This window comes from Rhodococcus sp. WMMA185 (assembly GCF_001767395.1).
GTDB lineage: Bacteria > Actinomycetota > Actinomycetes > Mycobacteriales > Mycobacteriaceae > Rhodococcus_F.
In genome coordinates, this window is sequence record NZ_CP017014.1 from 3,061,894 (window position 1) to 3,088,327 (window position 26,434).

Consider the following 26,434-nt stretch of genomic DNA (forward strand, 5'->3'; position numbering starts at 1 on the left):
CTCAATGCCTCACACACTCGCGATCGACGGCATATCCAAACGCTACGGCGAGACCGTCGCACTCGACGACCTCTCCTTCGAAGTACGGCCCGGCGAGATCTTCGGGTTTGTCGGCAGCAACGGCGCCGGCAAGACGACCACCATGCGGATCGCCCTCGGAGTACTCTCCGCAGATTCCGGCGAGGTCCGCCTCGGTGGCAAGGCTGTGGACCTGGACGTGCGACGCACCATCGGCTACATGCCCGAGGAACGTGGGCTCTACCCGAAGATGAAGGTAGGCAGTCAACTTGCGTATCTTGCGCAGCTACATGGCATACCCCGCTCCGCGGCCCGCGAAGCCGTCACGCGGTGGACAACTCGGCTGGGCATTGCAGATCGAGTGGACGATACCGTCGACGCGTTATCCCTCGGCAACCAGCAACGCGTCCAACTGGCCGCCGCCCTCGTACACGATCCTTCGGTCCTGGTTCTCGACGAGCCGTTCTCCGGACTCGACCCCGTGGCAGTCGATGTCATGAGCGATGTTCTGGTGGAGAAGGCGAATACCGGAGTGCCGGTGATCTTCTCGAGTCATCAGCTCGAGCTTGTCGAGCGCCTGTGCCACCGCGTGGGCATCATCAGCCATGGCCGGATGCGGGCGATCGGCACCGTCGACGAACTGCGCGAGGGCGGGCCGGCACGACTCGAAGTACACGCCCCAGAGGCACCGGTCGGATGGGCCCACCACATCGAGGGTGTGAACACGATCAGTCATCTCGACGGCAGAACGCTACTGTCACTCGCGCCCGGCGTCGATGACCAGTTGATCCTCCATACCGCACTGAAAACCGGTCCGGTACACGAGTTCTCGTTGCACCGGCCTTCCCTGACCGATCTGTTCCGAGAGGTGGTCGCAGCATGAGCGCCCCACTGCATCCTGCTCGCGCGATCGGCCTCGTGGCCCGGCGCGAGTTCCTCACCCAGGTGTCGAAGAAGAGCTTCGTGATCAGCAACGTGATCATCCTGCTCGCGATCGTCGGTGGCATCCTGGTTCATTCCATCTTTTCGGGCAGTGACGACCAACCCGCCACGATCGGACTGGTCGGCGACCAGTCAATCGCCTCAACCCTTGTTGCCACGGGTGACGCCGTCGGTACCCCGGTCGACGTAACAGAGACCCCGGACGAACACGCTGCGCGTGACCGGGTAGAAGCTGGCAATCTCGATATCGCCCTGATTCCTGGAACTGACGGATCCTACACTGCTGTAACCGAATCCGATATCAACTCAGGTCTCCGCACAGTCATCGACGTGGCTGTGGCGCAACAGGCAGAGATCGCTGCTCTCTCCGCGCAGGGTGTGGACCCCGCGCAACTGGCCGAGGCAACCGGCAAGGCGAGCGTGACCGTCGACGCGCTCGATCCGCCCGATCCCGAACAGGGTCAGCGCGTTGCCTTGTCGGTCGCCGTCGTCGTCCTGCTGTACATGCAGATCATGATGTTCGGCATGTACGTGGCGATGGGTGTAGTCGAAGAGAAGTCCAGTCGCGTCGTCGAACTACTGCTCTCGACGCTGCGCCCGTTGCAACTGTTGTGGGGCAAGGTGATCGGCATCGGAGCCGTGGGCCTGGTCCAGTTGGCAGCGTACGGAGTGGCCGGCGTCTCTGCCGGACTGGCAACGGGTGTCCTCACCTTGACCGGGACGGCATTCGGTGTGTTGGCCAGCACTCTCGGCTGGTTCGTCCTCGGCTTCGCTTTCTTCGCAGTCCTCTATGCCGCCGCAGGTTCGATGGTGTCGCGACAAGAGGACGTCAACTCCACCGCGTCGCCATTGGTGGTTCTCATTGTCATCATGTTCTTCAGCGCCTTTTCGTCTGTCAGCAACCCGGACGGCACGCTGAGCAACGTGCTCAGTTGGATTCCGCCGTTCTCCGCGATCCTGATGCCGCTCCGCATCGCATCGGGAGTAGCGTCGCCGACGCAGGTGGTCGCGACCATCGCGCTCATGTTGGTGGTCACTGCCGGACTCAGCGTTCTCGCCGCGAAGATCTACCAACGCTCGATCCTGAGGATCGGCAAGGTCGTCTCGTGGAAGGAAGCGCTAGGTCGATAGAACTCCGTGCGTCGCCGATCATGTTGTCCGAGTCGGCAACGTGATCGGCGACGGGCGTCAGCCGGCCAGTTTCACTGCTGCTGCAGCGATGTCGTCCAGATCGCGCCGGATCGCCTTGGTGGTGGCTCTCATTGCGAGAGGCCCCAGCACCTTCATCATGACCTTGGCAAGAGCGCCCGGGTCCGCGGCGATCGCCGAGAACCGCATCGTCAATGTCGTGCCGTCCCCAGTAGGCTCGAGAGTGAAGACCGTCGAGTAGTCCGCTTCGTCGGACGTCGCCTTCACGACGGTGCGCTTCTCCGGGTCGACCTCCGCAACCCACATGTCTTCGGTCGCGGACTTGCCGAACATCACCCGGGTCTCCCGCCAACGGGTGCCCACCTCGTACCCCGTCCCGTCCAGCCTTTCGATCTTCTTCACGCCGCTCAGCACCGCCTCTGCGTTGTCGAGATCGGTGAGAACCTTCCAGACCGAGCCGACCGGTGCAGCGATCACCCGATCCAAGCGAATCTCCGAAGCAGACATCGAGCACCCGTTTCTTCCATGCCGGTCTCGTGTGAGCCCGGGCGTCCGAACAGTTTCGGATCAACCGTAGGCGAGGGGTCTGTCCAATTCTCGAAGACCTGCCCTTTCTCTCATCACTATCCTCGTAAGACATGGCCGACAAGATGCCCGCCCGTGGCCTCCTCGAGTTGGTACTCGATGCCGGCAGCTTCATCTCATGGGACACCGCCCCCGTCCACACACGGCCGAACGAGAAGTACCGCGACGACCTGACGACGGCTGCCGAAAAGGCAGGCGTCGACGAATCGGTGATCACCGGAGCCGGTGCAATCGGAGGCCGCCCGGTCGCGGTCATCGCATGCGAGTTCGCCTTCCTGGGCGGATCTATTGGAGTCGCCTCGGCCGAGCGCATCGTCTCCGCCATCGAACGCGCCACTCGCGAAGGTCTCCCCCTGCTCGCCTCACCCACCTCGGGCGGAACCCGCATGCAGGAGGGCACCATCGCCTTCGTGCAGATGGTGAAGATCGCAGCCGCGGTCGCCACGCACAAGGCAGCGCATCTGCCGTATCTCGTATATCTGCGAAATCCGACCACCGGTGGAGTATTCGCATCATGGGGGTCACTCGGGCACATCACCGTGGCCGAGCCCGGCGCCCTGATCGGGTTCCTCGGTCCCCGTGTCTACGAGGCTCTGTACGACGAGAAATTCCCGGAGGGCGTGCAGACATCTGAGAACCTGTACCGCAACGGCGTCATCGACGGGGTGGTACCAGCACAACGGCTCCGGTCGTTCGTTCACCGGACGCTACGAGTCCTGGTCGACCCCCCGGATGAGTCGAGCACTCGCGAGGCGCTACCCCTACCCGACATCCCGGATATCCCTGCATGGCAATCGGTGCTGCTGTCACGGCGCGCCGACCGTCCGGGAATCCGCCACCTGCTCCGCCATGCCACGACCGATCAGGTGCCGCTCAGCGGTACCGGGCAGGGCGAGACCGAGGGAACCGTCCTGCTGTCACTGGTCAGGTTCCGCGGCACACCGTGTGTGCTGCTGGGCCAGGACCGCGCCGGACAGTCTGCGCGGAACACGATGGGCCCCGCCGCACTGCGCCAGGCCAGACGGGGTATGCGATTGGCCGGGGAACTGCAGATTCCACTGGTATTGGTGATCGACACCCTCGGCGCGGCATTGTCGCAGGAGGCGGAGGAGCGTGGACTGGCTCCCGAGATCGCGCGCTGCATCTCCGATCTGGTGACGTTGAAGACTCCGACCGTCTCGGTGCTGCTCGGCCAGGGAACAGGTGGCGGAGCGCTCGCCTTCCTCCCCGCCGACCGGGTCCTCGCAGCCCAGAACGGCTGGTTGGCCCCTCTCCCACCGGAGGGCGCCAGCGCCATTGTTCACCGCGACACCACCCACGCACCGGAAATGGCTGCCTACCAGGGCATCCGCTCGCTCGACCTGTTGCGCGACGGCGTCATCGACGCGGTCATTCCCGAGTATCCCGATGCCGCAGACGAACCCGTCGACTTCTCCAAACGGGTCGGCGAGACCATCTCCCGGGAAATCCGTGCCCTGGCAAAGGCTCCCGAGAAGGAGCGAACTGCGGCACGACACGCCCGCTATCGGAATCTGGGCTCGACTCGGTAGGCGACCACGGAGGCCGCGTGTCCTTCTGGTGTTCCTCGAATTTGGTTGTAGCGTTCTCCTCGGTGTGCCCTCCACCGAGTCTTCCGGCTCGACGGCGCTATCGGGATCGTTGGGGAGCTTAGGCAAGCCGACTATTCCCGCCGATGGCAGTTTCGACGTAGGCGATGGCCCCAGCGAGGTCAAACCCGGCATCTACTTCAACCCTGGCGTGGAAGGCTCGGCGTGCACGTGGAAGCGCAATACCGCCGACGGCGGACACGCCACCGGCGACACCGCCTCGGTCGGCGACAACGCCGTGGGATGTTCGAGTCGTAGAGAAGGCCCTATTCGTCGAGCGCAGCAACGTGCCCGGGACTACCCCCGAACCAGAGGTGTTGCCCTGACACGTTGCGCTCTCGACAGGCTGAAAACAATCAAGACAACTTTAGGGTGGGCTTGTAGATGTCCATCCACGCCGCGAGATCGAGGGTGCGCTCGAGCCCGCGCCGCGACATCTGCGTGATCTGCGGGGTGTCGACAGACACGGCCTGAGACAGCCAATCCGGGCTGACCAAGCCGAACACCGGGTGCGAGCGGTCGCTGAGCAACTCCTTGCACTGCTGTTCCAATACGACAGCGTATTGCGGATCCTGGGTGGACGGGTACGGCGACTTCACCCGGTCTACCACCGACTGCGGCAGCACATCCTTGGCCGCGCCCCGCAGTAGCGACTTCTCCCTGCCATCGAAGGTCTTCAGCGACCACGGCGCGTTGTACACATATTCGACGAGTCGATGATCGCAGAACGGCACCCGAACCTCGAGGCCGACGGCCATGCTCGCGCGGTCCTTACGATCGAGCAGTAGCCGCACGAAGCGCGTCAAGTGGAAGTAGCACACCTTGCGCATTCGCCACTCGAAATCGGACTCGCCATCGAGCCTGTCGATGCAGGCCACGGAGGAGTCATACGACTCCTTCACGTACTCATTCAGGTTCAGCCCCGCCATGACCTCCGGGGTGAAGATGCCACGGTCGTCGCCGAAGTGCTCCGCGAACCGCACGAGCCACGGAAAGGTGTTCGCCTGCTGCACCATCGGATCGAAAAAGTGCTTGTAGCCACCGAAGACCTCGTCCGCCGACTCACCGGACAGCGCCACCGTGGAATGCTTGCGGATCTCCTTGAACAACAGATACAACGAGGTGTCCATATCCCCCATTCCCACTGGGATGTCGCGTGCCCTGATCATGTGCCGTCGTACGGCGGGATCCGCCAGATGCTCGGAGTCGAGCACGATGTCACGATGATTGGTCCGTGAACGCTCGGCAACATCGTGGACGTATGGAGTGTCCGGGGTGCCCCGCAGTTCATCAGGGATGAAATGCTCGGTCTGACCGACGAAATCAACGGCGAACGACCGTACCGTCTCGCCCACCTCGGCCAGTTGCTCTGCCGCTATCGCGGTCATCGCGGAGGAGTCGAGGCCTCCGGACAGCAGGGTGCAGCGGGGCACATCGGCGACCAGTTGCCGGCGCACGATGTCGTCGAGAAGTTCGCGGACGTGCGCGACCGACGTCTCCTGGTCGTCGGTGTGCGGCCTTGTCTGCAGAGACCAGTATCGGTGGGTGCGCAGCCCGGCCCGCGAGACCGTGACCACGGTTCCCGGATGTACCTCGTTCATGCCGTCCCACACCGCATGGCCCGGTGACTTGATGAACGCGAATATCTCGCGAATACCGTCCATCGTGACCGTCGGCTCGACGAGAGGGTTGGCAAGGATCGCCTTCGGCTCCGAACCGAACAGCACGCCGTCGGGCGTCTCGTAGTAGTAGAACGGCTTGATACCCATCCGGTCGCGGATCATGACCAGCCTGTCGACCCGGGAATCCCAAATCGCGAACGCGTACATGCCGTTCAGGCGTTCCGCGACGGCTTCTCCCCACTCGAGGTAGCCGTGGAGGACGACTTCGGTGTCGGATTGCGTGACGAACCGGTGCCCGCGCCCGCTCAGTTCCTCGCGCAGCTCACCGAAGTTGTACGTCTCACCGGAGTAGACCATCGCGACCGCACCATCGGGAGTGTCCACACTCATCGGCTGGCGGCCGCCCGGCAGGTCGATGATGGCGAGTCTTCGATGACCGAGAGCTGCATGCTCTACCACCCACGTACCGCGGTCGTCCGGTCCGCGGCAGCTCATCGTCTCGGTCATGGATTCCACGGTGGGCTGCTCGACGCGCAGATCACGTTCGAACGAGACCCATCCGGTGATTCCACACATACGTTCCTCCAACTGCCGCCAGCGCTCTTCTCAGCGCGTGGTCATGTGCGAGGTGGCGAACGCCAGACCGCTGCATGGTCGGCATTTATTATTCTTTACTTTGGCTAACCACCTATCTCCAAGATAGCCCTTTCTGGCAAGTTCTGCACACAGAGAAATGGCCGCCGGCTGTCACTCGGGAGGAGATCAAGACAGCTTGAGTGTCGGCTTGTAAATACCCATCCACGCCGCGACGTCGAGGGTGCGCTCGAGCCCGCGCCGCGACATCGGAGTGACCTGCGGTGTATCGACGGACACGGCCCGGGACAGCCAATCCGGGCTGATCAGTCCGAACACCGGGTGTGAGCGGTCGCTGAGCAGCTCCTTGCACTGCTGCTGCAGTACGACCGCATACTTGGGGTCCTGGGTAGAGGGGTACGGCGACTTCACCCGATCGATCACCGACTGCGGCAGCACATCGTGGGCCGCTGCCCGCAGCAGTGACTTTTCCTTGCCGTCGAAGGTTTTCAGCGACCACGGAGTGTTGTATACGTACTCGACGAGTCGATGATCGCAGTACGGCACCCGAACCTCGAGGCCGACGGCCATACTCGCGCGGTCCTTGCGATCGAGCAGGATTCGCACGAAGCGCGTCAGATGCAGATTGCAGATCTTGCGCATACGCCATTCGAAGTCGGACTCGCCGTCGAGCCTGTCGATGCAGGCCACGGCGGAATCGTACGAATCCTGCACGTACTCATCCATGTTCAGCTCCGCCATGAGCTCCGGGGTGAGGATGTCACGATCGTCGCCGAAATGATCGTCGTATCGCACGAGCCATGGAAAGGTGTTCGCCTCCCGCACCTTCGGATCGAAGAACCATTTGTATCCGCCGAAGACCTCATCGGCCGACTCACCGGACAGCGCCACCGTGGAATGCTTGCGGATCTCCTTGAACAGCAGGTACAGCGACGTGTCGATGTCCCCTACCCCCTCTGGAATGTCGCGTGCGATGAGCATCTGCCTTCGTGCCGCGGGGTCCGCCACAAGCTCGGAGTCGAGCACGATGTCCCGGTGGTCGGTTCGGGAGCGCTTGGCAACATCGTGCACGAACGGAGTGTCGGGGGCATCCCGCAATGCGTCAGGGATGAAATGCTCTGTCTGACCGACGAAATCAACGGAGAACGACCGTACGGTCTCGCCCACCTCCGCGAGTTGCTCGGCCGCTATCGCGGTCATCGACGAGGAATCGAGGCCGCCGGACAGCAAAGTACAGCGTGGCACATCGGCAACCAATTGCCGGCGCACGATGTCGTCGAGGAGTTCGCGGACGTGCGCGACCGAGGTCTCCCGGTCGTCCGTGTGCGGAAGCGTTTGCAAAGACCAGTATTGGCGGGTGCGCAGCCCGGCCCGAGAGACCGTGACCATGGTGCCCGGAACCACCTCGTTCATGCCGTCCCACACCGCATGACCGGGCGACTTCACGAACGCGAACATCTCCCGGACACCGTCCATCGTGACCGTCGGCAAAGCGATCGGGTTAGCAAGGATCGCCTTCGGTTCCGAACCGAACAACACCCCGTCGGGAGTCTCGTAGTAGTAGAACGGCTTGATACCCATCCGGTCGCGAATCATGACCAGCGTGTCGACGCGGGAATCCCAGATGGCAAACGCGTACATGCCGTTGAGGCGATCCGCGACCGCCTCCCCCCACTCGAGGTAGCCGTGGAGAACGACCTCGGTGTCGGAGTCAGTGAGGAACCGGTGCCCGCGCCCGTACAGTTCCTCCCGCAGCTCACCGAAGTTGTAGGTCTCACCGGAGTAGACCATCGCAACCGCACCATCCGGGGTCTCCACACTCATCGGCTGGCGACCGCCCGGCAGGTCGATGACGGCGAGCCTACGATGGCCGAGCGCCGCATGCTCTACGACCCATGTACCGCGGTCGTCCGGCCCTCGGCAGCTCATCGTCTCGGTCATGTCGTCCAGTGTGGCCTGCTCGATGCGAAGGTCGCGTTCGAACGACACCCATCCGGCGATTCCACACATAAACTCCTCCAACTGCCGCCGGCGCTCCTCAGCGCATGATCATTTCCGAGGCGGCAAGCTCGAGCCCCACCCCTGACGATCATTGACCATTCTTTACTTTTGCTAACCACCTGGCCACAGGGTAGCCCCGCCGCGAGAATGCGGCATCTGAGCTCCCACCCGACAATCTCCGATTTCCTCACGACACCGAGTTCCTCACGGCACATCACCTCCGTCATCACATAGGGTGTCCCACATCACAAACCGTGCGGCGAGAGGACATCGATGAACTCCACGACCCGGCACTCGGGCCGCAGCTACGCGGAGGTTTACCGCGAGAGCATCGAGCAACCCGAGAAGTTCTGGCTCGGTGCGGCCGAGGCCGTGGAGTGGGAGAAGCCACCGACGCGCGCCCTGGACGCCTCCGCCGCCCCGACGTACCGATGGTTCCCCGGCGCGACCCTGAACACCTGCTTCAATGCCCTCGACCGGCACGTACGAGACGGACACGGTGACCGCGCGGCGCTGATCTACGACTCTGCAATGGCCCCGGACGCCTCCCGCACATACTCGTACGCACAGTTGCTCGATGAAGTGTCCCGGTTCGCGGGAGTCCTCACCGAGCGGGGTGTGGCCACCGGCGATCGAGTGATCATCTATATGCCGATGATCCCGGAGGCGGCCATCGCCATGCTCGCGTGCGCGCGTATCGGTGCGGTGCATTCGGTCGTGTTCGGCGGGTTCGCTGCAAAGGAACTCGCGACGCGTATCGACGACGCAGGCCCGGTAGTGCTGGTAACCGCATCGGGCGGACTCGAACCGGGGCGCATCGTCGAGTACCTACCGATGGTGGAGAAGGCGCTGGAGTTGTCAGCGACCCCTCCACACACGGTCATCGTCAAGGCTAGGGAGCAGATCCCCGGCTCGGCGGCCGACTATCGGGGTAGTGCGGCCACATGGTTCGACTGGGATACGTTGATCGCGGACGCTTCACCCGCGCAGCCTGTTCCGGTAGCCGCGACGGATCCGCTGTACATCCTCTACACATCCGGCACCACGGGGAAGCCGAAAGGCGTCATTCGCGACAACGGCGGGCATGCGGTCGCGCTGACGTGGTCGATGAAAAACATCTACGACATCGGCCCCGGCGACGTGTGGTGGACCGCCTCCGACGTGGGTTGGGTGGTCGGCCACTCCTACATCGTTTACGGCCCTCTCCTGGCCGGCGCCACCTCCGTACTCTACGAAGGCAAACCGGTCGGAACCCCGGACGCTGGCGCGTTCTGGCGGGTCATCTCCGATCACGGCGTGTCGGCGTTGTTCACCGCGCCGACGGCGATCAGGGCCGTCCGCAAGGCAGATCCGGACGCGCGAGAGGTTGCAAAGTACGACATCTCCTCTTTGAAGGCGTTGTTCGTCGCCGGTGAGCGCCTCGACCCCGACACGTACGCCTGGACGACGAAGATTTTGGACCGGCCCGTGGTCGATCATTGGTGGCAGACCGAAACCGGCTGGGCGATCTGTGCGAACCTGCTCGGCCTGCAACCGATGCCGATCAAGCCCGGCTCCCCCACCGTTCCGGTACCCGGCTACCGGGTCGAAGTGCTGGGCGACAACGGCAATCCCCTACCCGCTGGCACCGAGGGACAAATCGTGATCGCGCTCCCCCTGCCACCCGGAGCGCTCACCGGGCTGTGGCGCGACCCGGACCGATACACGCGGGCCTACCTAGCGGCGTTCGACGGCTACTACCTCACCGGCGATTCGGGGTATATCGACGAGGACGGGTACGTCTTCGTGCTCGGCCGGAGCGACGACGTCATCAACGTTGCCGGACACCGACTCTCGGCGGGAAGCATCGAGGCCGTCGTGGCCGGGCACCCAGCCGTTGCCGAGTCCGCGGTGGTCGGAATCCGGGACGAGCTCAAGGGGCAGCGGCCCAGCGGCTATGTGGTGCTCAAGGCAGGCGCCGACGTTGATCCCGACACTCTGCGCAGTGAACTGGTCGCGATGGTGCGCGATCAGATCGGAGCCGTCGCTGCGTTCCGTGACGTGACTGTCGTGCCGGCGTTACCGAAGACGCGGTCGGGCAAGATACTGCGCAAGACTGTGCGCCAGATCGTCGACCGGGACGTATACACGGTGCCGTCCACCATCGAGGACACCACGGTGCTCGAGATCTTGGAGAAGCAACTGCGCAGCTGACCTGTGTGGTCCGCCGCCGCATCGTCCCATCGAACTCGCCTCACAGGCCCTTGATTTCGGCATAGCGAGCGAGAGCCTCCTGCCGTTCGTGGGCATGGTCGACGATCGGCGGTGGATAGCCCTCAGGCCGACCGTCCGGCAAGGCGTGGACAGCCTTTCCGTGAACGCCACGCAACTCGGGTACCCACCGACGCACGTACTCACCGTCCGGGTCGAACTTCTCCCCCTGAGTCGTCGGGTTGAAGATCCTGAAGTACGGCGACGCATCAGTACCCGACCCCGCGGTCCACTGCCATCCGTGCTGGTTGTTGGCCAGGTCCGCATCAGCGAGGTGTTTCATGAAATAACCTGCACCGCGCCACCACGGCAAATGCAGATCTTTCACGAAGAACGACGCAACGATCATCCGCACCCTGTTGTGCATCCACCCTTCCGCATTCAGTTGCCGCATTCCCGCATCGACGATCGGGAACCCCGTGCGGCCCTCGCACCAGGCGCTGAATGCCTGCTCTGCGTCAGGCCCGCTGTCGTAGCGGATGTGATCGAAGCGGCGGTCGTAGTTGCCGCGGGCGCTGTCCGGGCGTTGGAACAGGATGTCGGCGTAGAAATCTCGCCACGCCAGCTGTCGCCGGTACATTTCGGCGCCCCTATCCCGGCTGCTCGCCAGGTCGTGAAGCATCGTCCGCGGATGAATGTTGCCGAATCGGAGAAAGACCGACATCCTGCTCGTCGCATCGAGGTCGGGCCGATCCCGCATCTTCGCGTAATCGGCGAGACCGTCTTCGCGGAACTCCGCCCACCGCTTCAGTGCCGACACCTCGCCTGCGGTGCACCCGCCGGGTCCGGGTACGGGGATCGTCGCCCGCCGGACCGGCACCTCGTCCGGGTTCAGCCATTCGACGGTCTCGGGCCCGGTCCGGGCCGGCATCTGCCACCCGTGCCCCAGCCACTTCCTGAAGTACGGGGTGAACACCCGATACGGTTGCCCGTTCGTCTTGCCGACCGTTCCCGGTGCCACTGCGTACGGGGAGCCAGTGGCAACCAGCGGGATACGCTCCGCTACGGCCGCATCACGCTCACGTCCGTAGGGGCCGAAATCGGCGCTCACATGAGTCTCGAATGCCGACACCTCCCGCGCGACCGCGGGCACGACATCGACGGGATCACCCTCCACCAAAAGCAATCTGCCCTCGAGTCGTTCGTTCAGTTCGCTGAGGCTGCGGAACAGGCAACGCATGCGCGCCTCACCCGCGGGCCTCAGCAGCCTCTCATCGAGGACGAACAGGCCGAGCGCACGGGCGCCCGCCTCCGCTACTGCGTTCAGCACGGGCAGATCCCTGAGGCGCAAGTCGCGCCGGAACCAGACGAGGGCCGTGTCCACTCGCCTGACGTTACCGAGTGAAGTACCAGGAATCGGGCGGTATCAGATGTCCGGTCGTGTCGAGGGCAGCATCGACAGGAACGGGGCCTCTATTCCCTCGTTCTCGAACGCCGTGAGCGCTGCCCGGGTGAGTGCACGCTGCACCGCCCACTGACGGCCGGGCTTCACCCGTGCGGTGATGCGCAATGTGACCGATGCAGCTGTCACGGAGTTCACGCCCAGCAGTTCGGGCGGATCGAGAATGTCGTCCGCGATCGCGGCATCTTCGGCGGCCTCGAGGACGGCGGCCAGTGCCACTTCGCAGGCACGGTGCACGTTCGCCGAGTGCGAGATCGGCAGATCGACCACCGCAACCGCGTGCCCCTGGCTCATGTTGCCCACGCGCAAGATCTCGCCGTTGCGGCAGTACCACAACGTCCCGTTGATATCGCGAATCGTGGTCACGCGTAGACCGACCGATTCCACCGTGCCGGTCGCCTCACCGAGATCGACCACGTCCCCGACGCCGTATTGATCCTCGAGGAGCATGAAGATGCCGGAAAGGAAGTCCCGAACGAGATTCTGAGCACCGAATCCCAGTGCAACGCCGACAACCCCCGCGGAGGCGATGAACGGGGTGACGTTGACCCCGAGGATCTCGAGGATCTGCAATATCGCCCAGACGAGCATCACAATCGAGACGGTGGATTTGAGAACCGAGCCGATCGTCGTCGCGCGCTGGGCACGGCGTTCGTTGACGATGCCTTCTTTGACCCCGCGTGGCGCGCGATCACGTAGTGGTTTCAGCAAGGCGGGGGTGTCCGACGGAGCCCGCTTGCGTGTCATGCGGTCGATGAACCGATGCAGTATGAAGCGGAGAACGAACGCCAACAACACATAGATCGCGATCTGCATCGGCCTGTGAATGAGCCAGTCACGGCTTGTTTCGGTCAGTTCGAAGGCTTGCAGCGAAGAATACATCCCGGGCAAGTATACGGACGGGACCGAACATCCCAGGTTGGTTGCGCTTCGTAGGGTGGCCATCCGCGCACCCGATGGTCGTTCCCACGGCACAATGCAAGGGTGACCATCAGCGACTCAGCCACCGTCCTCGTGGTCGACGACGACGAGGATGTGCGGACATCCCTCGAACGCGGCCTTCGCTTGTCCGGATTCACCGTTCTCACGGCGGTCGACGGAGCGGACGCCCTGCGAGTAGTCAACGAACAGCGACCCCACGCGATGGTGCTGGACATGAACATGCCGGTCATCGACGGTACGGGCGTCGTGACGGCGTTGCGCGCGATGAACAATGACATCCCCATCTGCGTGCTCAGTGCACGCGACACCGTCGACGACCGCATCTCAGGTCTCGAGTCGGGGGCCGACGACTATCTGGTCAAGCCTTTCGTTCTCGCCGAGTTGGTCGCGAGAATCCGCGCGATGCTGCGCCGGCCCGGAACCACAGCGGCGCCCAGCGACTCACCTGCACCTCCACCGATCCGCATCGGCGCACTCGAAATCCACCTGTCTGCACGCAGGGTCTTCATGGCAGGCGAGGAAATCACACTGACCAAGAGGGAGTTCGAGCTACTCGAAGTCCTCGCCCGCAACGTCGGCATCGTCCTGAGCCGTGAGCGCCTCCTGGAACTGGTATGGGGCTACGACTTCGTTGCCGACACCAACGTGGTGGACGTCTTCGTCGGCTACCTCCGACGCAAGTTCGAAGTCGGCGATCAGCCGCGCATCCTCCACACGGTCCGGGGCGTAGGGTTCGTGCTGCGGGAACCGTCGTGAAGCGCTCCTTCTCGCTACGCACCCGCGTGGCGGCCGCCACTGCACTCGGAGCAACGATCATCGTGGTGGCGCTGGGGGTCCTGGTGTCGCTGGCGATCAACCGCAACAACCTCTCGCAACTCGACCGGCGGCTGGAATCGGCGTCGGATGTACTGGTCCCCAATGCGGCCACCGCCGGACTATTCCTCGGCGCGATAGGTGACTACGGCGCGTTCGCCATCACCATCCGTTCAGGCAGCGGCGACACCGTGCTCGTCAGCACTCCCACACAGCTACCCGAACTCGACCCCGGATGGCAGACGGTCGAGGTGAACGGCACGAAGTACCGGGCGTTCACCGCGACCGTGCCGATCCTCGACACCCGCATTTCGTTGGCCGTTCCGTACTCGGAGGCCCAAGACATCACCTCCGAACAGCAACGCCAAGTCGCCCTCGTCGGCGTTCTGGCGATCGCCGCGGCGAGCAGTCTCGGATGGTTGTTCGGCGGGCGTGCGGTGCGTCCGCTCGAGGACCTGACGGGCCGCATCGTGCGCCGCGAACCCGAACTGACACCTGCCTCGTCCGGTGTCCGGGAGGCGGATGAGCTCGCCGCGGCCGCCGAATCGATGCTGAGGGACGTCGCCGACGCGCAGCAAGCGACTACCGCCGCTTTGTCGGTTGCGCGCGACTTCGCGGCCGTGTCCGCACATGAGCTTCGAACGCCGCTCACCGCCATGCGTACCGACCTCGAGGTCCTCACCACTCACGAGTTGACGCCCTCGCAGCGGGACGAGATCCTCCGAGACGTGGCGCGCGCGCAAGACCGGGTGGAATCGACACTGTCGGATCTCGAGCGGCTGGCCCGCGGCGAACTGTCCACCGACCAGGACTTCGCGAACTGCGACCTGGTCGACATCGGCGACCTCGCGGCCGAAGACGCCATGCGACACCACCCCGGGCTACAGGTGACGGTGGACGCACCCCCGATCACGGTGCGCGGAATGCCCGGCGGCCTTCGCCTGATTCTGGACAACGCCATCAAGAACGCCGTCCGGCACGGCGGCGCCAGCACGGTGAAGATCACGGTGCGCGGCTCGAGCAGGGGGGCCACACTCATCGTCGACGACAACGGCTCGGGTGTACCCGAACCCGAACGGGTAGCTGTCTTCGAACGGTTCCACCGAGGCTCCAACGCCACCACAAGCGGGTCCGGGCTGGGCTTGGCGCTCGTCGCCCAGCAGGCTGCCCTACACAACGGCAGTGCTTTCTTGGAGACCAGCCCGCTCGGCGGCGCTCGACTGGTCGTCGAACTTCACACCGGTCCGGCGCTGACGATACGAAACGAAGAAGACCCTGCCTCACCAGAGAGGTGAGGCAGGGTCTTCTTGCAGAAAGTTCCTTGCAGAAAGTTCTATGCCCTCGCGTCCAGAAGGTCGATCACGAACACCAGGGTCTTGCCGGACAGTTGATGGCCGGCGCCGGCGGGACCGTAGGCCAGTTCCGGCGGGATGGTGAGCTGGCGACGTCCGCCCACCTTCATACCGGGAATTCCGTCCTGCCATCCCTTGATGAGCCCGCGAAGTGGGAACTGGATCGACTCTCCGCGGTTCCAGGAAGAGTCGAACTCCTCACCGGACTCGAAATCGACGCCGACGTAGTGGACTTCGACAGTGCCCCCCGGAACAGCCTCCGCACCTTCACCAACCACCAGGTCTTTGATGGTCAGGTCGGTCGGTGGGGGCCCCTCTTGAAAATCGATCTCGGGCTTGCTCATGTGTGCTCCTTGGTCAGGGCGATGATGTTCGGCACGTTGGCTCGCGATCAGCGACTTGCAGCGTCCTTGTATTCGCGCTCGGTGTAGCCGGTGTAGATCTGGCGCGGGCGACCAATCTTCGTAGCTGGATCTTCATGCATTTCACGCCAGTGCGCAATCCATCCCGGCAGGCGGCCGATCGCGAACAGAACAGTGAACATGCGGGTCGGGAAGCCCATCGCGCGGTAGATCAGACCGGTGTAGAAGTCGACATTCGGGTACAGCTTGCGCTCGACGAAGTAGTCGTCGGTAAGCGCCGCCTCTTCGAGGGCCATTGCGATGTCGAGGAGTTCGTCGTCGCCACCGAGTTTGTCGAGGATCGTGTGTGCAGTCTTCTTGACGATCGCCGCGCGAGGGTCGTAGTTGCGGTAGACGCGATGCCCGAAGCCCATGAGCTTCACGCCGTCTTCCTTGTTCTTGACCTTGCGGACGAAGTCGGCGGCGGTGCTGTCACTGGCCTTGATCTCGTCGAGCATCTCGAGAACAGCCTGGTTGGCGCCACCGTGCAGCGGGCCCCAGAGTGCGTTGATGCCGCCGGAAATGGACGTGAAGAGGTTGGCGTCGGAGGAGCCGACCAGCCGCACCGTCGACGTCGAGCAGTTCTGCTCGTGGTCGGCGTGCAGAATCAGCAGCATGTCCAAAGCCTTGGCGATCTCGGGATCGATCTCGTAAGGCTCCGCGGGGAACCCGAAGGTCATCCGCAGGAAGTTCTCCACCAGATTCAGGGAGTTGTCCGGGTACAGGAACGGCTGACCGACAGACTTCTTGTACGCGTACGCCGCAATCGTCGGCAGCTTGGCCAGAAGGCGGGTCGTCGACAGCTCGACCTGGTCCGGGTCGGACGGGTCGAGGGAATCCTGGTAGTACGCGGACAAAGCGTTTACCGCACTGGACAGAACCGGCATCGGGTGCGCGTTCCGTGGGAACCCGTCGAAGAATCTCTTGAGATCCTCGTGCAGCAGCGTGTGTCGCCGAATCCGGTTGGTGAACGTCTCGAGTTCCGTCGCGGTCGGCAGCTCACCGTAGATCAGCAAGTAGCTGACCTCGATGAATGTCGACTTCTCGGCCAGCTGCTCGATGGGGTAGCCGCGATAACGGAGAATTCCGTGCTCACCGTCGATATAGGTGATCGCCGAGCTGGTTGAGGCCGTATTGACGAAGCCCGGGTCCAGGGTGGTGTACCCGGTACCAGCAAGCAGTTTGCCCAGTTCGATTCCGTCATTGCCCTCGGTTGCCCTGGCAATGGACATCGTGTGCTCACCACCCGGGTAGGTAAGCGTGGGCTTTGTGTCATTGTCAGGCACGAAGCATCCCTCTCAAGCTCAAACCAATGAGTAACAACTTCATTCAGGTAGAAACTAGTCGCTCCACGGCCCGCGCGCCGAGGGAGGGTCTGCCCGGAGCGTGCGAGCGGGCTCGTTCGCCCGACGCGCGACGACCACGAAGAATGCGCCCAGCGGGTGTTCGAACGGCGTCCGAATTGCTCGCGTGACACGAGAACGCACACGAACGCGGCCTGCTGCAAGAGACTGCGCGGGGCTTGTCACCTGCACCGATACCGGCCGGCGGGCACAGGACGCACATCGGGCCTCCACGTGGCGGGCCCTGACGAGCCGACATTTCCTCGACCCCGCCAGCACCGAAGAAGAGCCCCGAGGAACCCGTCGGCCCCGCCGCAACCGGCCACTTCTCGTCCCACCAGGTGGGCACCCACAGCCCGAACGCCACCGCTCAACGACCCATTGCGGCCATGCCCCAGCGCCCGGTCCACTTCTGCCCCGGGTCGAGCACGAGTAGATCGATACCGGAATTGAAGGCATCGGGCGGACACGTCATGGGTTCGAGCGCCAGCGCTCGCCCTCGGCCGGGGTACGGCCTACCCGCGTCGGGGTCGGCAACGAACGCCTGCAGCCAACCGAATTCACGGGCTGCCCACAGAACGGTTCCGGAGCCGTCGGGTGCGCGCAATTCGTGCCGAGACCTGCCGTCCACATCGACGTCGAGCGCGCTGAACGGGGTATCGAGGGCCACGCTCTTGAGCTTGCGCGGACTCGTGAAGTCGTAGTAGGTACCTGCCACGGGTTGCGATCCTCCGTTCGGGAGCATGCGTTCATCGAGCGGCACCCGGGTGCCGGCGGACAACCGGAGAGTGCATTCGTCGAGGGGGAAGTCGCCCACCCGGACGAATGAGTGAAACCCCATCCCGAACGGAGCCGGGATGGCGCCGGTGTTGGTCGCGGTATGCGTCACAGTAAGTCCGTCGTAATCAAGGGCATAGTCGACGGTCAGCCTGACCGGGTACGGCCACCCCTTGTGGAGGCGGACGTCGATCGCCAATTCGATCCGGTCGTCGGCGTGGTTCACGACGCTCCAATCCGTGAACCGGACAAATCCGTGGATCGCATTGTCGAACCCAGGTTCGGTGATCTCTAGCTGATGTTCGATCCCGTCGAAAGTGAAACGGCCATTTCGGATCCGGTTGGGCCACGGCGCCAGTATCAACCCGGCCGACAGCGGTGGGCGCGTCCCGATCTCCCACGTCTCGCTGAGTGCCATCGGCCCCTCGGGGCAGTCGAGTTCGAGTTGCCGGAGCCCGGCCCCCTTTACTGCGATGTCTGCCCGATAGCCGCCTCCCCGGATCTCGAAGGCCGCCGCGGCAGGACTGTCCGGCCTCGGCAACTTCGCTATTCCCATGCAGTTCAGTGTGCACGAAATATGTGATGGCGCACAGGAACCTAACGGCTGACCCGGTAGCGCATCAGTGCGGGGAATGCGGCCGCCGCAATCACCACCCCGATCACGACGAGCACGCCACCACCCGCGGCGGCGACACTCGTTCCGACCGCTGCCGCCGCAGCGCCGTGCAACACGTCGCCGATTCGGGGCCCACCCGCGACCACGACGATGAAGACACCCTGTAGCCGTCCACGCATCTCGTCCGTGGCGACCGCTTGCAGCATCGCGCTCCGGAACGCGGCAGAAATCATGTCGACAGCACCTCCGAACGCGAGAAACGCCAGAGCCGCCCACAACAGGATCGGACTGTCTCCCGGGGCCGCGACCCCCACGACCACTCCGAACCCGACCATTGCCAGACCCCACAAGACGATGCACACAACCACGGCACGACCTTGACGATGGACTCTGGGCAACCACCCGGAGAACACTCCACCGACCACGGCACCGGCGGACATTGCTGCGAACAGTAGGCCGAGCGCGAAGCCACCGGTGGCCGGGTCGCCGAACGTATCGTTCGCGATCTGTGGAAACAACGCTCGCGGCATACCGAACACCATCGCGATGATGTCGACGACGAACGAAGCGAGCAGCACCTTCTGCGTCGCGAGGTAGGCGAAGCCGTCGAACACCTCGCGAAGCCCAGCTCGCCGCGAGTGGCCCGTCGGCGGAATCGGGGGAAGGCGCAGCACCGCCCACAGTGTGGCGAGCAGGGCAATGGAATCGACCAGATACAGCGTCGGCAACCCGACCGTCGGGATCATCACCCCGGCCAGCAGCGGCCCGGCGATGGCACCGAATTGCACCACCGTCATGTTCAGCGAGTTGGCTGCGGCCAACTGCTTCACCGGGATCAGTCGCGGGATGATGGCGCTGCGCGTGGGCTGGTTCACGGCGAAGAAAGCTTGTTGCACCGCAAGCAATCCGAAGACCAACCAGACATTGTTCATACCCAGCGCGGCCTGAATCCAGAACAGCACCGAGGTGAGACCGAGCCCGACCGTCGTCAACGTCAGCAGTGTGCGGCGGTCCATGACATCGGCCAATGCGCCGCCCCACAACCCGAACACGAGCAGCGGCGCCAGCGCGAACACGCCCGTCAGACCCACGTACGCCGAACTGCGGGTGATTTCGTACACCTGCTGCGGCACGGCGACGATACTGAGTTGCCCACCGATGACGGTGACGATTCCGGTCAGCCACAACCGACGGTAATCACGGTTTTGGAGAGGAGTCGTGTCCGCCAGTATCCGGTTCACGGTTGCAGGCGCTCGACGATCCAACCGTCATCATCGGCCCGCGAGGTCCGGATGCGATTGTGCATCCGGTTGGCACGACCCTGCCAGAACTCGACGACCTCAGGTTTGATCAGGATGCCACCCCAGTTCGGCCGCACGGGGATGTCGACATCGACACCGAACCGCTCGGCCACATCGCGTAGTGCCTTGTCCAGTTCGGCCCGCGAGCCGATCGGCTGCGACTGTTCGGAGGCCCACGCGCCCAAGCGGGATCCGCGGGGCCTGCTGTGCCAGTATTCGTCCGTGACCTCGGCGCTGACTCGCTCGACGGGACCACGGACGGTGATCTGCCGCGCGATCGGTACCCACGGGAACGTCGCAGATGCGTAGGGCACGGCCGCTAGCTGACGGGCCTTGTCCGATGCGTAGTTGGTGAAGAACAGCACACCATCGGCGCTCAGTCCCTTGCAGAGGACCGTGCGAGTACACGGATGCCCCTGCGCGTCGACGGTCCCGAGCGTCATCGCGTTGGGTTCGGGTATCCCGGCCTCGACGGCCGTCTCCATCCAGTGGCGCATCAGCGGCAGCCAGCCGTCACTCAACTCGTCGACGTCGAGATCAGACTCGTCGTACCGTCCACCGAGGCCCTGATACCCGTAGGCAATGCGCATGGCGGCTAGGTCCTTGTCCACCGGTTTCGGCGGCTGAGCATCTGAAGACACAGAGAGGAACGCTACTCCCGGGAATGCACTGATCAACTCTTCGGTGACACCGGCTAGAGTTTTGGTGACCGGACCTGCCTCGGATTGCAGCCGCGACAGCGCGATGCCTGGGTGGAAAGGTCGATTGTCCGGAGGAGAAGTGCCTGCCGAACCCGCAGGTGCGCCCGGCGCAATGAGTCGAACACCGAGACAGTGCCGCTCTGACGGGGGCACTCGAACGAGGAGAGTCCACGAGCTATGGCAACCAGCGCGGCAATACCGGATGATTTCGTCAGCGGACTGGAGGGCGTGATCGCGTTCACCAGCGACATTGCCGAGCCTGACAAGGACGGCGGGGCGCTGCGTTACCGCGGGGTCGACATCGAAGAGCTCGTCGCAAAGCGCGTCACCTTCGGCAACGTCTGGGCTCTGCTCGTCGACGGACGTTTCGGTGCCGGCCTGCCGCCGGCCGAACCGTTCCCCTTGCCGGTGCACACCGGCGACGTACGTGTCGACGTCCAGGCCGCGCTCGCGATGCTGGCCCCCATCTGGGGTTACGAACCGCTGCTCGACATCGACGACGTCACCGCCCGCGAGAACCTCGCCCGCGCCTCGGTGATGGCTCTGTCCTATGTCGCCCAGTCCGCGCGCGGCATCCACCAGCCCGCTGTCCCGCAGGCGCGAATCGATCAGTCCGCAACCGTCACCGAGCGGTTCATGGTCCGCTGGAAGGGCGAACCCGACCCCGCCCACGTCGAAGCCATCGACGCCTACTGGGTCTCGGCCGCCGAGCACGGAATGAATGCCTCCACCTTCACCGCCCGCGTCATCGCCTCAACCGGCGCCGACGTCGCCGCGTCACTGTCGGGTGCGATCGGTGCGATGTCGGGCCCACTGCACGGCGGCGCCCCCGCCCGCGTGCTACCCATGATCGAGGAAACCGAAAAATCCGGCGATGCACGCGCAGTGGTCAAAGGCATCCTCGACCGCAAAGAGAAGCTGATGGGCTTCGGTCACCGCGTGTACCGGGCCGAAGATCCCCGCGCCCGGGTGCTGCGGGCCACGGCCAAACGCCTGAACGCGCCCCGCTTCGAGGCGGCCGCCGCGCTCGAGCAGGCAGCCCTCGCCGAACTGCGCGAGCGTCGTCCCGACCGCGCAATCGAGACGAATGTCGAGTTCTGGGCTGCGGTCATCCTCGACTTCGCCGAGGTACCCGCGCACATGATGCCCGCGATGTTCACCTGTGGCCGCACTGCCGGTTGGTGCGCCCACATCCTTGAACAGAAGCGTCTCGGGAAACTGGTCCGCCCCGCCGCCATCTACACCGGACCCGGACCTCGCTCTGCAGAGTCCGTCGAAGGCTGGGACCAGATCACCCACCCCAGCTGACCGCATCTTCGAATCTCGAGCAATAGAGAGAAGCTATGACCCCCACACCGATCATCCCCGCAGACCTCCTGCCCGCAGACGGACGATTCGGCTGCGGCCCCTCCAAGGTTCGCCCCGAACAGCTTCAGTCCCTGGTCGAGGTCGGCTCCTCGGTGTTCGGCACCAGCCACCGCCAGAAGCCCGTCAAGGACGTGGTCGCCAGCGTACGGTCCGGACTCGCCGATCTGTTCTCCCTCCCCGACGGCTACGAAGTGGTACTCGGAAATGGTGGCACCACCGCGTTCTGGGATGCGGCCGCCTTCGGCCTGATCCGTGAGAAGTCGCTGCATCTCACCAACGGTGAGTTCAGCTCCAAGTTCGCTTCGGTTGCCAAGAAGAACCCGTTCATCGGGGACCCGATCGTCGTATCCGCAGACCCGGGCAGCGCACCCGAGCCGGTGTCGGACCCCTCTGTGGATCTAATTGGCTGGGCGCACAACGAAACCTCCACCGGCGTCGCGATTCCCGTCTCGCGTCCGGCCGGCTCGGAGAACGCGCTTGTCGCCATCGATGCCACTTCAGGCGCCGGTGGACTGCCGGTGAACATCGCCGACGCCGACGTGTACTACTTCGCACCTCAGAAGTGCTTCGCTGCCGACGGCGGCCTGTGGATCGCTCTGATGAGCCCTAAGGCCCTAGAGCGTGTCGAGGAGATCAAGGGATCGGGTCGCTGGACTCCTGACTTCCTGTCGCTGCCCATCGCCGTGGACAACAGCTCGAAGGATCAGACGTACAACACACCGGCGGTCGCGACTCTGCTGCTGCTCGCCAACCAGATCGACTGGCTGAACGCCAAGGGCGGCCTCGACTGGGCCACCTCACGCACCGAGGACTCGTCTTCGCGGCTCTACCAATGGGCCGAAGCGAGCGAGTACGCCACACCGTTCGTCGCGGACCCGGCACATCGGTCCCAGGTGGTCGGCACCATCGACTTCGACGAGAAGATCGACGCGGCCCAGGTTGCGAAGATCCTCCGCGCGAACGGCATCGTCGACACCGAGCCGTACCGCAAGCTCGGCCGCAACCAACTACGCGTGGGTATGTTCCCGGCCATCGATCCCGAGGACGTCTCACAACTGACGAAGAGCATCGACTGGGTCGTCTCGCAACTCGGCTGAGCCGAACGTGAATCCAACTCGGCTGTGCCGAAATTGAATCCACCTCGGCTGAGCCGAGAGTAAGTCCTCGTCAGTCCCCCGCACTCCCGGTGTGGGGGACTGACGGCATTCGGGTGATCCGTCGTGTCCGGTCGCGAAACGACGAAGCGCGGCGACCGCCTGACCTCGGGTCGCGATATAGTCGCGCGTGTCTTGCTGCACAAGCGGTCACGAATGAATTACAGTTGGCGCCGGCACAATAATCGCGAGCCGGCGCGATGAGGAGGTCAACGTGCGAGAGCTTCGAGTGATCGGTCTCGAGCCCGATGGTTCGCACGTCGTGTGCGCTGATGCCAGTACCGGCGAAAGATTCCGGCTTCCAGCCGATGACAAACTCCGCGCCGCATCCAGCGGGGACATCGCTCGACTCGGCCAGATTGAGATTCAAATGGACAGTCAGCTCAGACCTCGTGAAATTCAGGCCCGCATCCGTGCCGGCGCCTCCGTCGAACAGGTAGCCGAAGAGGCTGGTGTCCCCCTGTCGAAGGTGGAACGCTTCGCCTATCCGGTTCTGCTCGAACGTTCCCGTGCAGCCGAGATGGCCCAGGGCGGCCACCCGGTGCGTGAGAACGGACCCGCCGTATCCACTCTCTCCGAGATCGTGACGCAAGCATTTCGCGCACGCGGCCACAACGTCGAGGAAGCGACGTGGGACGCGTGGCGTGACGAGGACAATCACTGGGTCGCCCAATTGCAGTGGCAGGCCGGGCGCACCACCAACGCCGCTCACTGGCGCTATCAGCCGGACGCACACGGCGGCACCATCATCGCGCTCGACGACACCGCGTTCGACCTGATCGACCCTGACTTCGGTCGCCCCCTGCGTGGTTTGGCACCCGTGGCTTCAGATGAGTCGGAACAACTCGAGCTCGCCGAGTTCCCCGCCGAGGTGCCGGTGCCGTCGATCGAGCGGGAAGAGATCATCGAGGCCGAGGAAGCCGAAGAAGCCGAGGACGATTCCGAATCTTCGGAAGAAGTCGAGGCCCCCAAGATCGCACCGCACCAGACGAACAACAAGGACAGGCGCGGCAAGCCCGCTCTTCCCTCCTGGGACGATGTCCTCCTTGGTGTGCGCAGCAGCGGACGCTGATCGCCCAGGAAAGTGAACTAGCAACAGTGAGCTAGCGGAGGTTCGTACTCTTTCAGGCAGATACCGGAAGAGGGGGATGATCGTGTGGCCGAAGGTATCGACGATCTGGTACACCGACGTTCCCGAGCCGGCCGCCGTTCTGGGCACCCGTACCCAGCCTGATCCAGAGGCTGCAGCGCAACTCACCGCCCGCCTCTTCCCCACCATGGAATCCACCCCGACCGGCTCGGTTCCACTGTCTGAGGCCGCTACTCTCGGCGCGACCGGAACCGTCCACATCGGGTGCTTTCCGGGCATCTCGGTGGTGTGCGGAATCGATCTCGCGGTTCCGAGGCCGTCCACCCTGCCCGAGACGCACATCCGCCCTACCGGATCCGCGAAGACCTACTACGTGGCTTCCAAGCCCGATATCTCGTGGGGCTCGTTCGCAATGTGGGATGAGGGAATCCTGACGAGGTCGTTCAGCGCGACACCGGTCCACATCCACGAAGATCTCGGTGTCCCTCTGGTGTGGGAGAAGCCCTTCTGGGCGGGCGACTTTCCGATGCAGCACCCCCCAGAGGTTCTTCCGGACCCGCAATCGCTGCCATTCCACCCCCAGCACTTCGCCGAGGGAGCCAACCAGGCGTGGCTGGGATTTACATACGCCGGCTCATCCGAAGACACCCTGGTCGATCCGGATAGCATCACAGTGCTCGGGTTCGTGGTTCACCATCCGGGCGTAAGTCCCGAGACCGAAACCGTGGGCGCTACTACCAATGGGTCCTCACCGGCGCATGACACCCGCAAACGCGCGCCGCTGCGGCGGTACTTCGGCTTCTGATCGAGTCCGCCCGCGCTATGCGGCGCCGACGAGCATCACGAACCACCCGCCGAGAACCCCCGCTGCCGCGCCGTACACAAGCCAGCGCCAGATCGGGACTCGTCGCAGTCGCCACGCCGACGGCGCGAACCCCACCACTGCAACGACTTCGAGAACAACAGCAAGCACCACGTTGATGCGGGCGAGTTGGGAACCGAAGGCGACGACCGCCACGAACACCAGTGCTGCCGAGAACCCCGCGACCACGAGTCCGGTGAACCACGGAGTTCTCGCCGGCTGATCGGTCGAATGCGCCTGATACTGGGCGTGCGGGTGCCCCATCCTCACCCACCTGTTCGGACGCGCTCATAGAACGCCATGGCCGCCGCGGTCGCGACATTGAGGGAATCCGTTCCTGGTGCCATCGGAATGCGTGCGCGAATGTCCGTGGCCCGCATGGCGTGCTCGGTGAGGCCGGGGCCTTCCGCGCCCAGCAGCAACGCCACCTTCTCGCCCACCATCGCCTCCGCCAACGTCACCGCCGCGGGGTTCGGGGTCAACGAGATCAACTGGAAACCTCGCTCCCTTAGCGTCTCCAGGTCGTGCGGCCACTTCACCGTATGGGCGAACGGAATTCGCAGCACGTGTCCCATCGAGACCCGTACGGCTCGCCGGTACAGCGGATCGGCACACCCCTTGCCGAACACCACCGCATCGACACCGAGGCCCGCGGCGTTGCGAAACATCGAACCCAGGTTCTCGTGATCGTTGACTCCTTCGAGCACCGCGACCGTCTTGGAACTGCCGAGCACATCGGCCAACTCCAGGGGCTCGGGACGACGAGCCACCGCAAGCACACCCCGGTTGAGATGAAACCCGACGACCTCGGCCATGACCTCGGCTGTAGCCCGGTAGAACGGCACATCCACACCTTCGAGGTCGACCGCGAGTTCCTCGAGCCGCCGATCGACACCCAGCAGAGCGATGGGGTCGAACCGAGACGCCAGCATTCGCTGTACGACCAGCACGCCCTCCGCGATTACCAAGCCCTTCCCCGAGGGAAGGTCTGGGCGACGATCCGACGAGTTGAGATCGCGAAAGTCGTCCAGCCTGCTGTCGGCCGGATCCGGCGTGTCGATGACGTGAACCACCGGTCCATCGTGCCGTATGCGCGGGGTTTACTCCGAATCGGCGACGATGGATGTGATGATGCCGACCGCGTCACGAAGAACCTTCAACTCCGCCTCGTCGAGCCCGGACAACTGCTCGTTCATCCATACTTCGCGGGCATGGGTCTCGTCGATGATCAGCGCGCGTCCCGAGTCCGTGAGAGTGACGATTATCTGTCGCCCGTCTGTAGGGTGCGGTGCACGCTCGACCAGACCCAGCTCGACCAGCGAGGCGATGACACGGGTCATCGAGGGTGGCTGGACCTTTTCCTTGGCGGCGAGACTGCCCGGAGTCATTGCCCCCTCACGCGAGAGGGTGGCCAGGGCCGACAACTGAGTGAGTGAGACCTGGGCATCCGCGCGCCGTCCACGCAAGTGGCGGGTGAGGCGCACGACAGCCAGGGAGAGGTCGCTGGCGAGTGCTCGGGTTTCCGTGGTCACTGCACTGACAAT

Annotated in this window: 23 protein-coding genes; 10 read left to right on the top strand and 13 right to left on the bottom strand. The window is 64.1% G+C overall.

From position 1 onward, the window contains the following. Nucleotides 1-4 precede the first annotated feature (4 nt). Nucleotides 5-901: an ABC transporter ATP-binding protein gene (locus BFN03_RS13750; RefSeq protein ID WP_070379469.1), complete on the top strand. Its 897-nt coding sequence runs from the start codon at nucleotides 5-7 to the stop codon at nucleotides 899-901. After that, the gene (locus tag BFN03_RS13755; RefSeq protein ID WP_070379470.1) at nucleotides 898-2,091 is read left to right on the top strand and encodes an ABC transporter permease; all 1,194 of its coding nucleotides are present in this window, start codon (nucleotides 898-900) and stop codon (nucleotides 2,089-2,091) included. Before BFN03_RS13750 ends, BFN03_RS13755 begins: the two co-directional genes overlap by 4 nt. 57 nt (nucleotides 2,092-2,148) lie before the next feature. Here BFN03_RS13755 and BFN03_RS13760 read toward each other — a convergent pair whose 3' ends face one another. Next, nucleotides 2,149-2,616, bottom strand: a complete 468-nt coding sequence (locus BFN03_RS13760) for an SRPBCC family protein (RefSeq protein ID WP_070379471.1) — start codon at nucleotides 2,614-2,616, stop codon at nucleotides 2,149-2,151. Between the two features lie 131 nt (nucleotides 2,617-2,747). Here BFN03_RS13760 and BFN03_RS13765 point away from each other — a divergent pair, with 131 nt between their 5' ends. After that, nucleotides 2,748-4,244 (top strand): carboxyl transferase domain-containing protein, encoded by a 1,497-nt coding sequence (locus tag BFN03_RS13765; RefSeq protein ID WP_070379472.1) that lies wholly within the window; start codon nucleotides 2,748-2,750, stop codon nucleotides 4,242-4,244. Nucleotides 4,245-4,657: 413 nt separating this feature from the next. Here BFN03_RS13765 and asnB (BFN03_RS13770) read toward each other — a convergent pair whose 3' ends face one another. Together asnB (BFN03_RS13770) and asnB (BFN03_RS13775) are read right to left on the bottom strand one after the other, a co-directional pair. Then, nucleotides 4,658-6,499, bottom strand: a complete 1,842-nt coding sequence (asnB, locus tag BFN03_RS13770) for an asparagine synthase (glutamine-hydrolyzing) (protein ID WP_070379473.1) — start codon at nucleotides 6,497-6,499, stop codon at nucleotides 4,658-4,660. A gap of 186 nt (nucleotides 6,500-6,685) precedes the next feature. Next, nucleotides 6,686-8,527: an asparagine synthase (glutamine-hydrolyzing) gene (gene asnB, locus BFN03_RS13775; RefSeq protein ID WP_070379474.1), complete on the bottom strand. Its 1,842-nt coding sequence runs from the start codon at nucleotides 8,525-8,527 to the stop codon at nucleotides 6,686-6,688. A 264-nt stretch (nucleotides 8,528-8,791) separates the two neighbouring features. Here asnB (BFN03_RS13775) and BFN03_RS13780 point away from each other — a divergent pair, with 264 nt between their 5' ends. Next, entirely contained in the window at nucleotides 8,792-10,711 is a 1,920-nt protein-coding gene (locus tag BFN03_RS13780) for a propionyl-CoA synthetase (protein WP_070379475.1), read from the top strand. Nucleotides 10,712-10,751: 40 nt separating this feature from the next. Here the strand turns inward: BFN03_RS13780 and BFN03_RS13785 are convergent, their stop codons facing one another. Both BFN03_RS13785 and BFN03_RS13790 read right to left on the bottom strand, forming a co-directional pair. Then, nucleotides 10,752-12,092, bottom strand: a complete 1,341-nt coding sequence (locus BFN03_RS13785) for a cryptochrome/photolyase family protein (protein WP_070379476.1) — start codon at nucleotides 12,090-12,092, stop codon at nucleotides 10,752-10,754. 42 nt (nucleotides 12,093-12,134) lie between these two features. Continuing rightward, a complete protein-coding gene (locus tag BFN03_RS13790; protein ID WP_070379477.1) occupies nucleotides 12,135-13,052 on the bottom strand; it encodes a mechanosensitive ion channel family protein in 918 nt (305 codons plus the stop codon). 102 nt (nucleotides 13,053-13,154) lie between these two features. On the opposite strand from BFN03_RS13790, the gene BFN03_RS13795 reads away from it, so the two are divergent. Together BFN03_RS13795 and BFN03_RS13800 are read left to right on the top strand one after the other, a co-directional pair. After that, nucleotides 13,155-13,868 carry a response regulator transcription factor gene (locus tag BFN03_RS13795; protein ID WP_070379478.1) on the top strand — a complete coding sequence of 238 codons (714 nt, stop codon included), beginning with the start codon at nucleotides 13,155-13,157 and terminating at the stop codon, nucleotides 13,866-13,868. Beyond that, nucleotides 13,865-15,220 carry a sensor histidine kinase gene (locus BFN03_RS13800; protein WP_070379479.1) on the top strand — a complete coding sequence of 452 codons (1,356 nt, stop codon included), beginning with the start codon at nucleotides 13,865-13,867 and terminating at the stop codon, nucleotides 15,218-15,220. The genes BFN03_RS13795 and BFN03_RS13800 overlap by 4 nt, the downstream gene beginning before the upstream one ends. A 38-nt stretch (nucleotides 15,221-15,258) precedes the next feature. Here BFN03_RS13800 and BFN03_RS13805 read toward each other — a convergent pair whose 3' ends face one another. The 5 genes from BFN03_RS13805 to pdxH all read right to left on the bottom strand — a co-directional run bounded on the left by BFN03_RS13805 (nucleotide 15,259) and on the right by pdxH (nucleotide 20,326). Next, nucleotides 15,259-15,621 (bottom strand): FKBP-type peptidyl-prolyl cis-trans isomerase, encoded by a 363-nt coding sequence (locus BFN03_RS13805; protein WP_070379480.1) that lies wholly within the window; start codon nucleotides 15,619-15,621, stop codon nucleotides 15,259-15,261. Between the two features lie 47 nt (nucleotides 15,622-15,668). Continuing rightward, complete coding sequence (locus tag BFN03_RS13810; RefSeq protein ID WP_084385624.1) at nucleotides 15,669-16,964, bottom strand: citrate synthase; 1,296 nt, start codon at nucleotides 16,962-16,964, stop codon at nucleotides 15,669-15,671. A 427-nt stretch (nucleotides 16,965-17,391) separates the two neighbouring features. Continuing rightward, nucleotides 17,392-18,354: an aldose 1-epimerase family protein gene (locus BFN03_RS13815; protein ID WP_070379481.1), complete on the bottom strand. Its 963-nt coding sequence runs from the start codon at nucleotides 18,352-18,354 to the stop codon at nucleotides 17,392-17,394. Between the two features lie 41 nt (nucleotides 18,355-18,395). Beyond that, nucleotides 18,396-19,655 (bottom strand): MFS transporter, encoded by a 1,260-nt coding sequence (locus BFN03_RS13820; RefSeq protein ID WP_070379482.1) that lies wholly within the window; start codon nucleotides 19,653-19,655, stop codon nucleotides 18,396-18,398. After that, entirely contained in the window at nucleotides 19,652-20,326 is a 675-nt protein-coding gene (gene pdxH / locus BFN03_RS13825; RefSeq protein ID WP_442971888.1) for a pyridoxamine 5'-phosphate oxidase, read from the bottom strand. The genes BFN03_RS13820 and pdxH overlap by 4 nt, the downstream gene beginning before the upstream one ends. Nucleotides 20,327-20,593: 267 nt before the next feature. Here pdxH and BFN03_RS13830 point away from each other — a divergent pair, with 267 nt between their 5' ends. From BFN03_RS13830 to BFN03_RS13845, 4 genes are all read left to right on the top strand, one after another. Continuing rightward, nucleotides 20,594-21,724 (top strand): citrate synthase 2, encoded by a 1,131-nt coding sequence (locus BFN03_RS13830; RefSeq protein ID WP_070379483.1) that lies wholly within the window; start codon nucleotides 20,594-20,596, stop codon nucleotides 21,722-21,724. Nucleotides 21,725-21,759: 35 nt separating this feature from the next. Further along, the gene (serC, locus tag BFN03_RS13835; protein WP_070379484.1) at nucleotides 21,760-22,881 is read left to right on the top strand and encodes a phosphoserine transaminase; all 1,122 of its coding nucleotides are present in this window, start codon (nucleotides 21,760-21,762) and stop codon (nucleotides 22,879-22,881) included. A gap of 271 nt (nucleotides 22,882-23,152) precedes the next feature. Further along, entirely contained in the window at nucleotides 23,153-24,010 is an 858-nt protein-coding gene (gene sepH, locus BFN03_RS13840; RefSeq protein WP_070379485.1) for a septation protein SepH, read from the top strand. A gap of 76 nt (nucleotides 24,011-24,086) precedes the next feature. Continuing rightward, nucleotides 24,087-24,833 carry a DUF6928 family protein gene (locus BFN03_RS13845; protein WP_070379486.1) on the top strand — a complete coding sequence of 249 codons (747 nt, stop codon included), beginning with the start codon at nucleotides 24,087-24,089 and terminating at the stop codon, nucleotides 24,831-24,833. A gap of 15 nt (nucleotides 24,834-24,848) precedes the next feature. Here the strand turns inward: BFN03_RS13845 and BFN03_RS13850 are convergent, their stop codons facing one another. Genes BFN03_RS13850 through BFN03_RS13860 form a run of 3 tightly spaced genes read right to left on the bottom strand, consistent with a single transcriptional unit; the run spans nucleotide 24,849 to nucleotide 26,422 of the window. Further along, the gene (locus tag BFN03_RS13850; RefSeq protein WP_070379487.1) at nucleotides 24,849-25,154 is read right to left on the bottom strand and encodes a DUF2537 domain-containing protein; all 306 of its coding nucleotides are present in this window, start codon (nucleotides 25,152-25,154) and stop codon (nucleotides 24,849-24,851) included. A 2-nt stretch (nucleotides 25,155-25,156) separates the two neighbouring features. Next, nucleotides 25,157-25,963, bottom strand: coding sequence for a TrmH family RNA methyltransferase (locus BFN03_RS13855; protein WP_070379488.1), 807 nt, complete (start codon nucleotides 25,961-25,963; stop codon nucleotides 25,157-25,159). Between the two features lie 27 nt (nucleotides 25,964-25,990). Beyond that, nucleotides 25,991-26,422, bottom strand: a complete 432-nt coding sequence (locus BFN03_RS13860) for a MarR family winged helix-turn-helix transcriptional regulator (RefSeq protein WP_070379489.1) — start codon at nucleotides 26,420-26,422, stop codon at nucleotides 25,991-25,993. Between the last annotated feature and the right edge of the window lie 12 nt (nucleotides 26,423-26,434).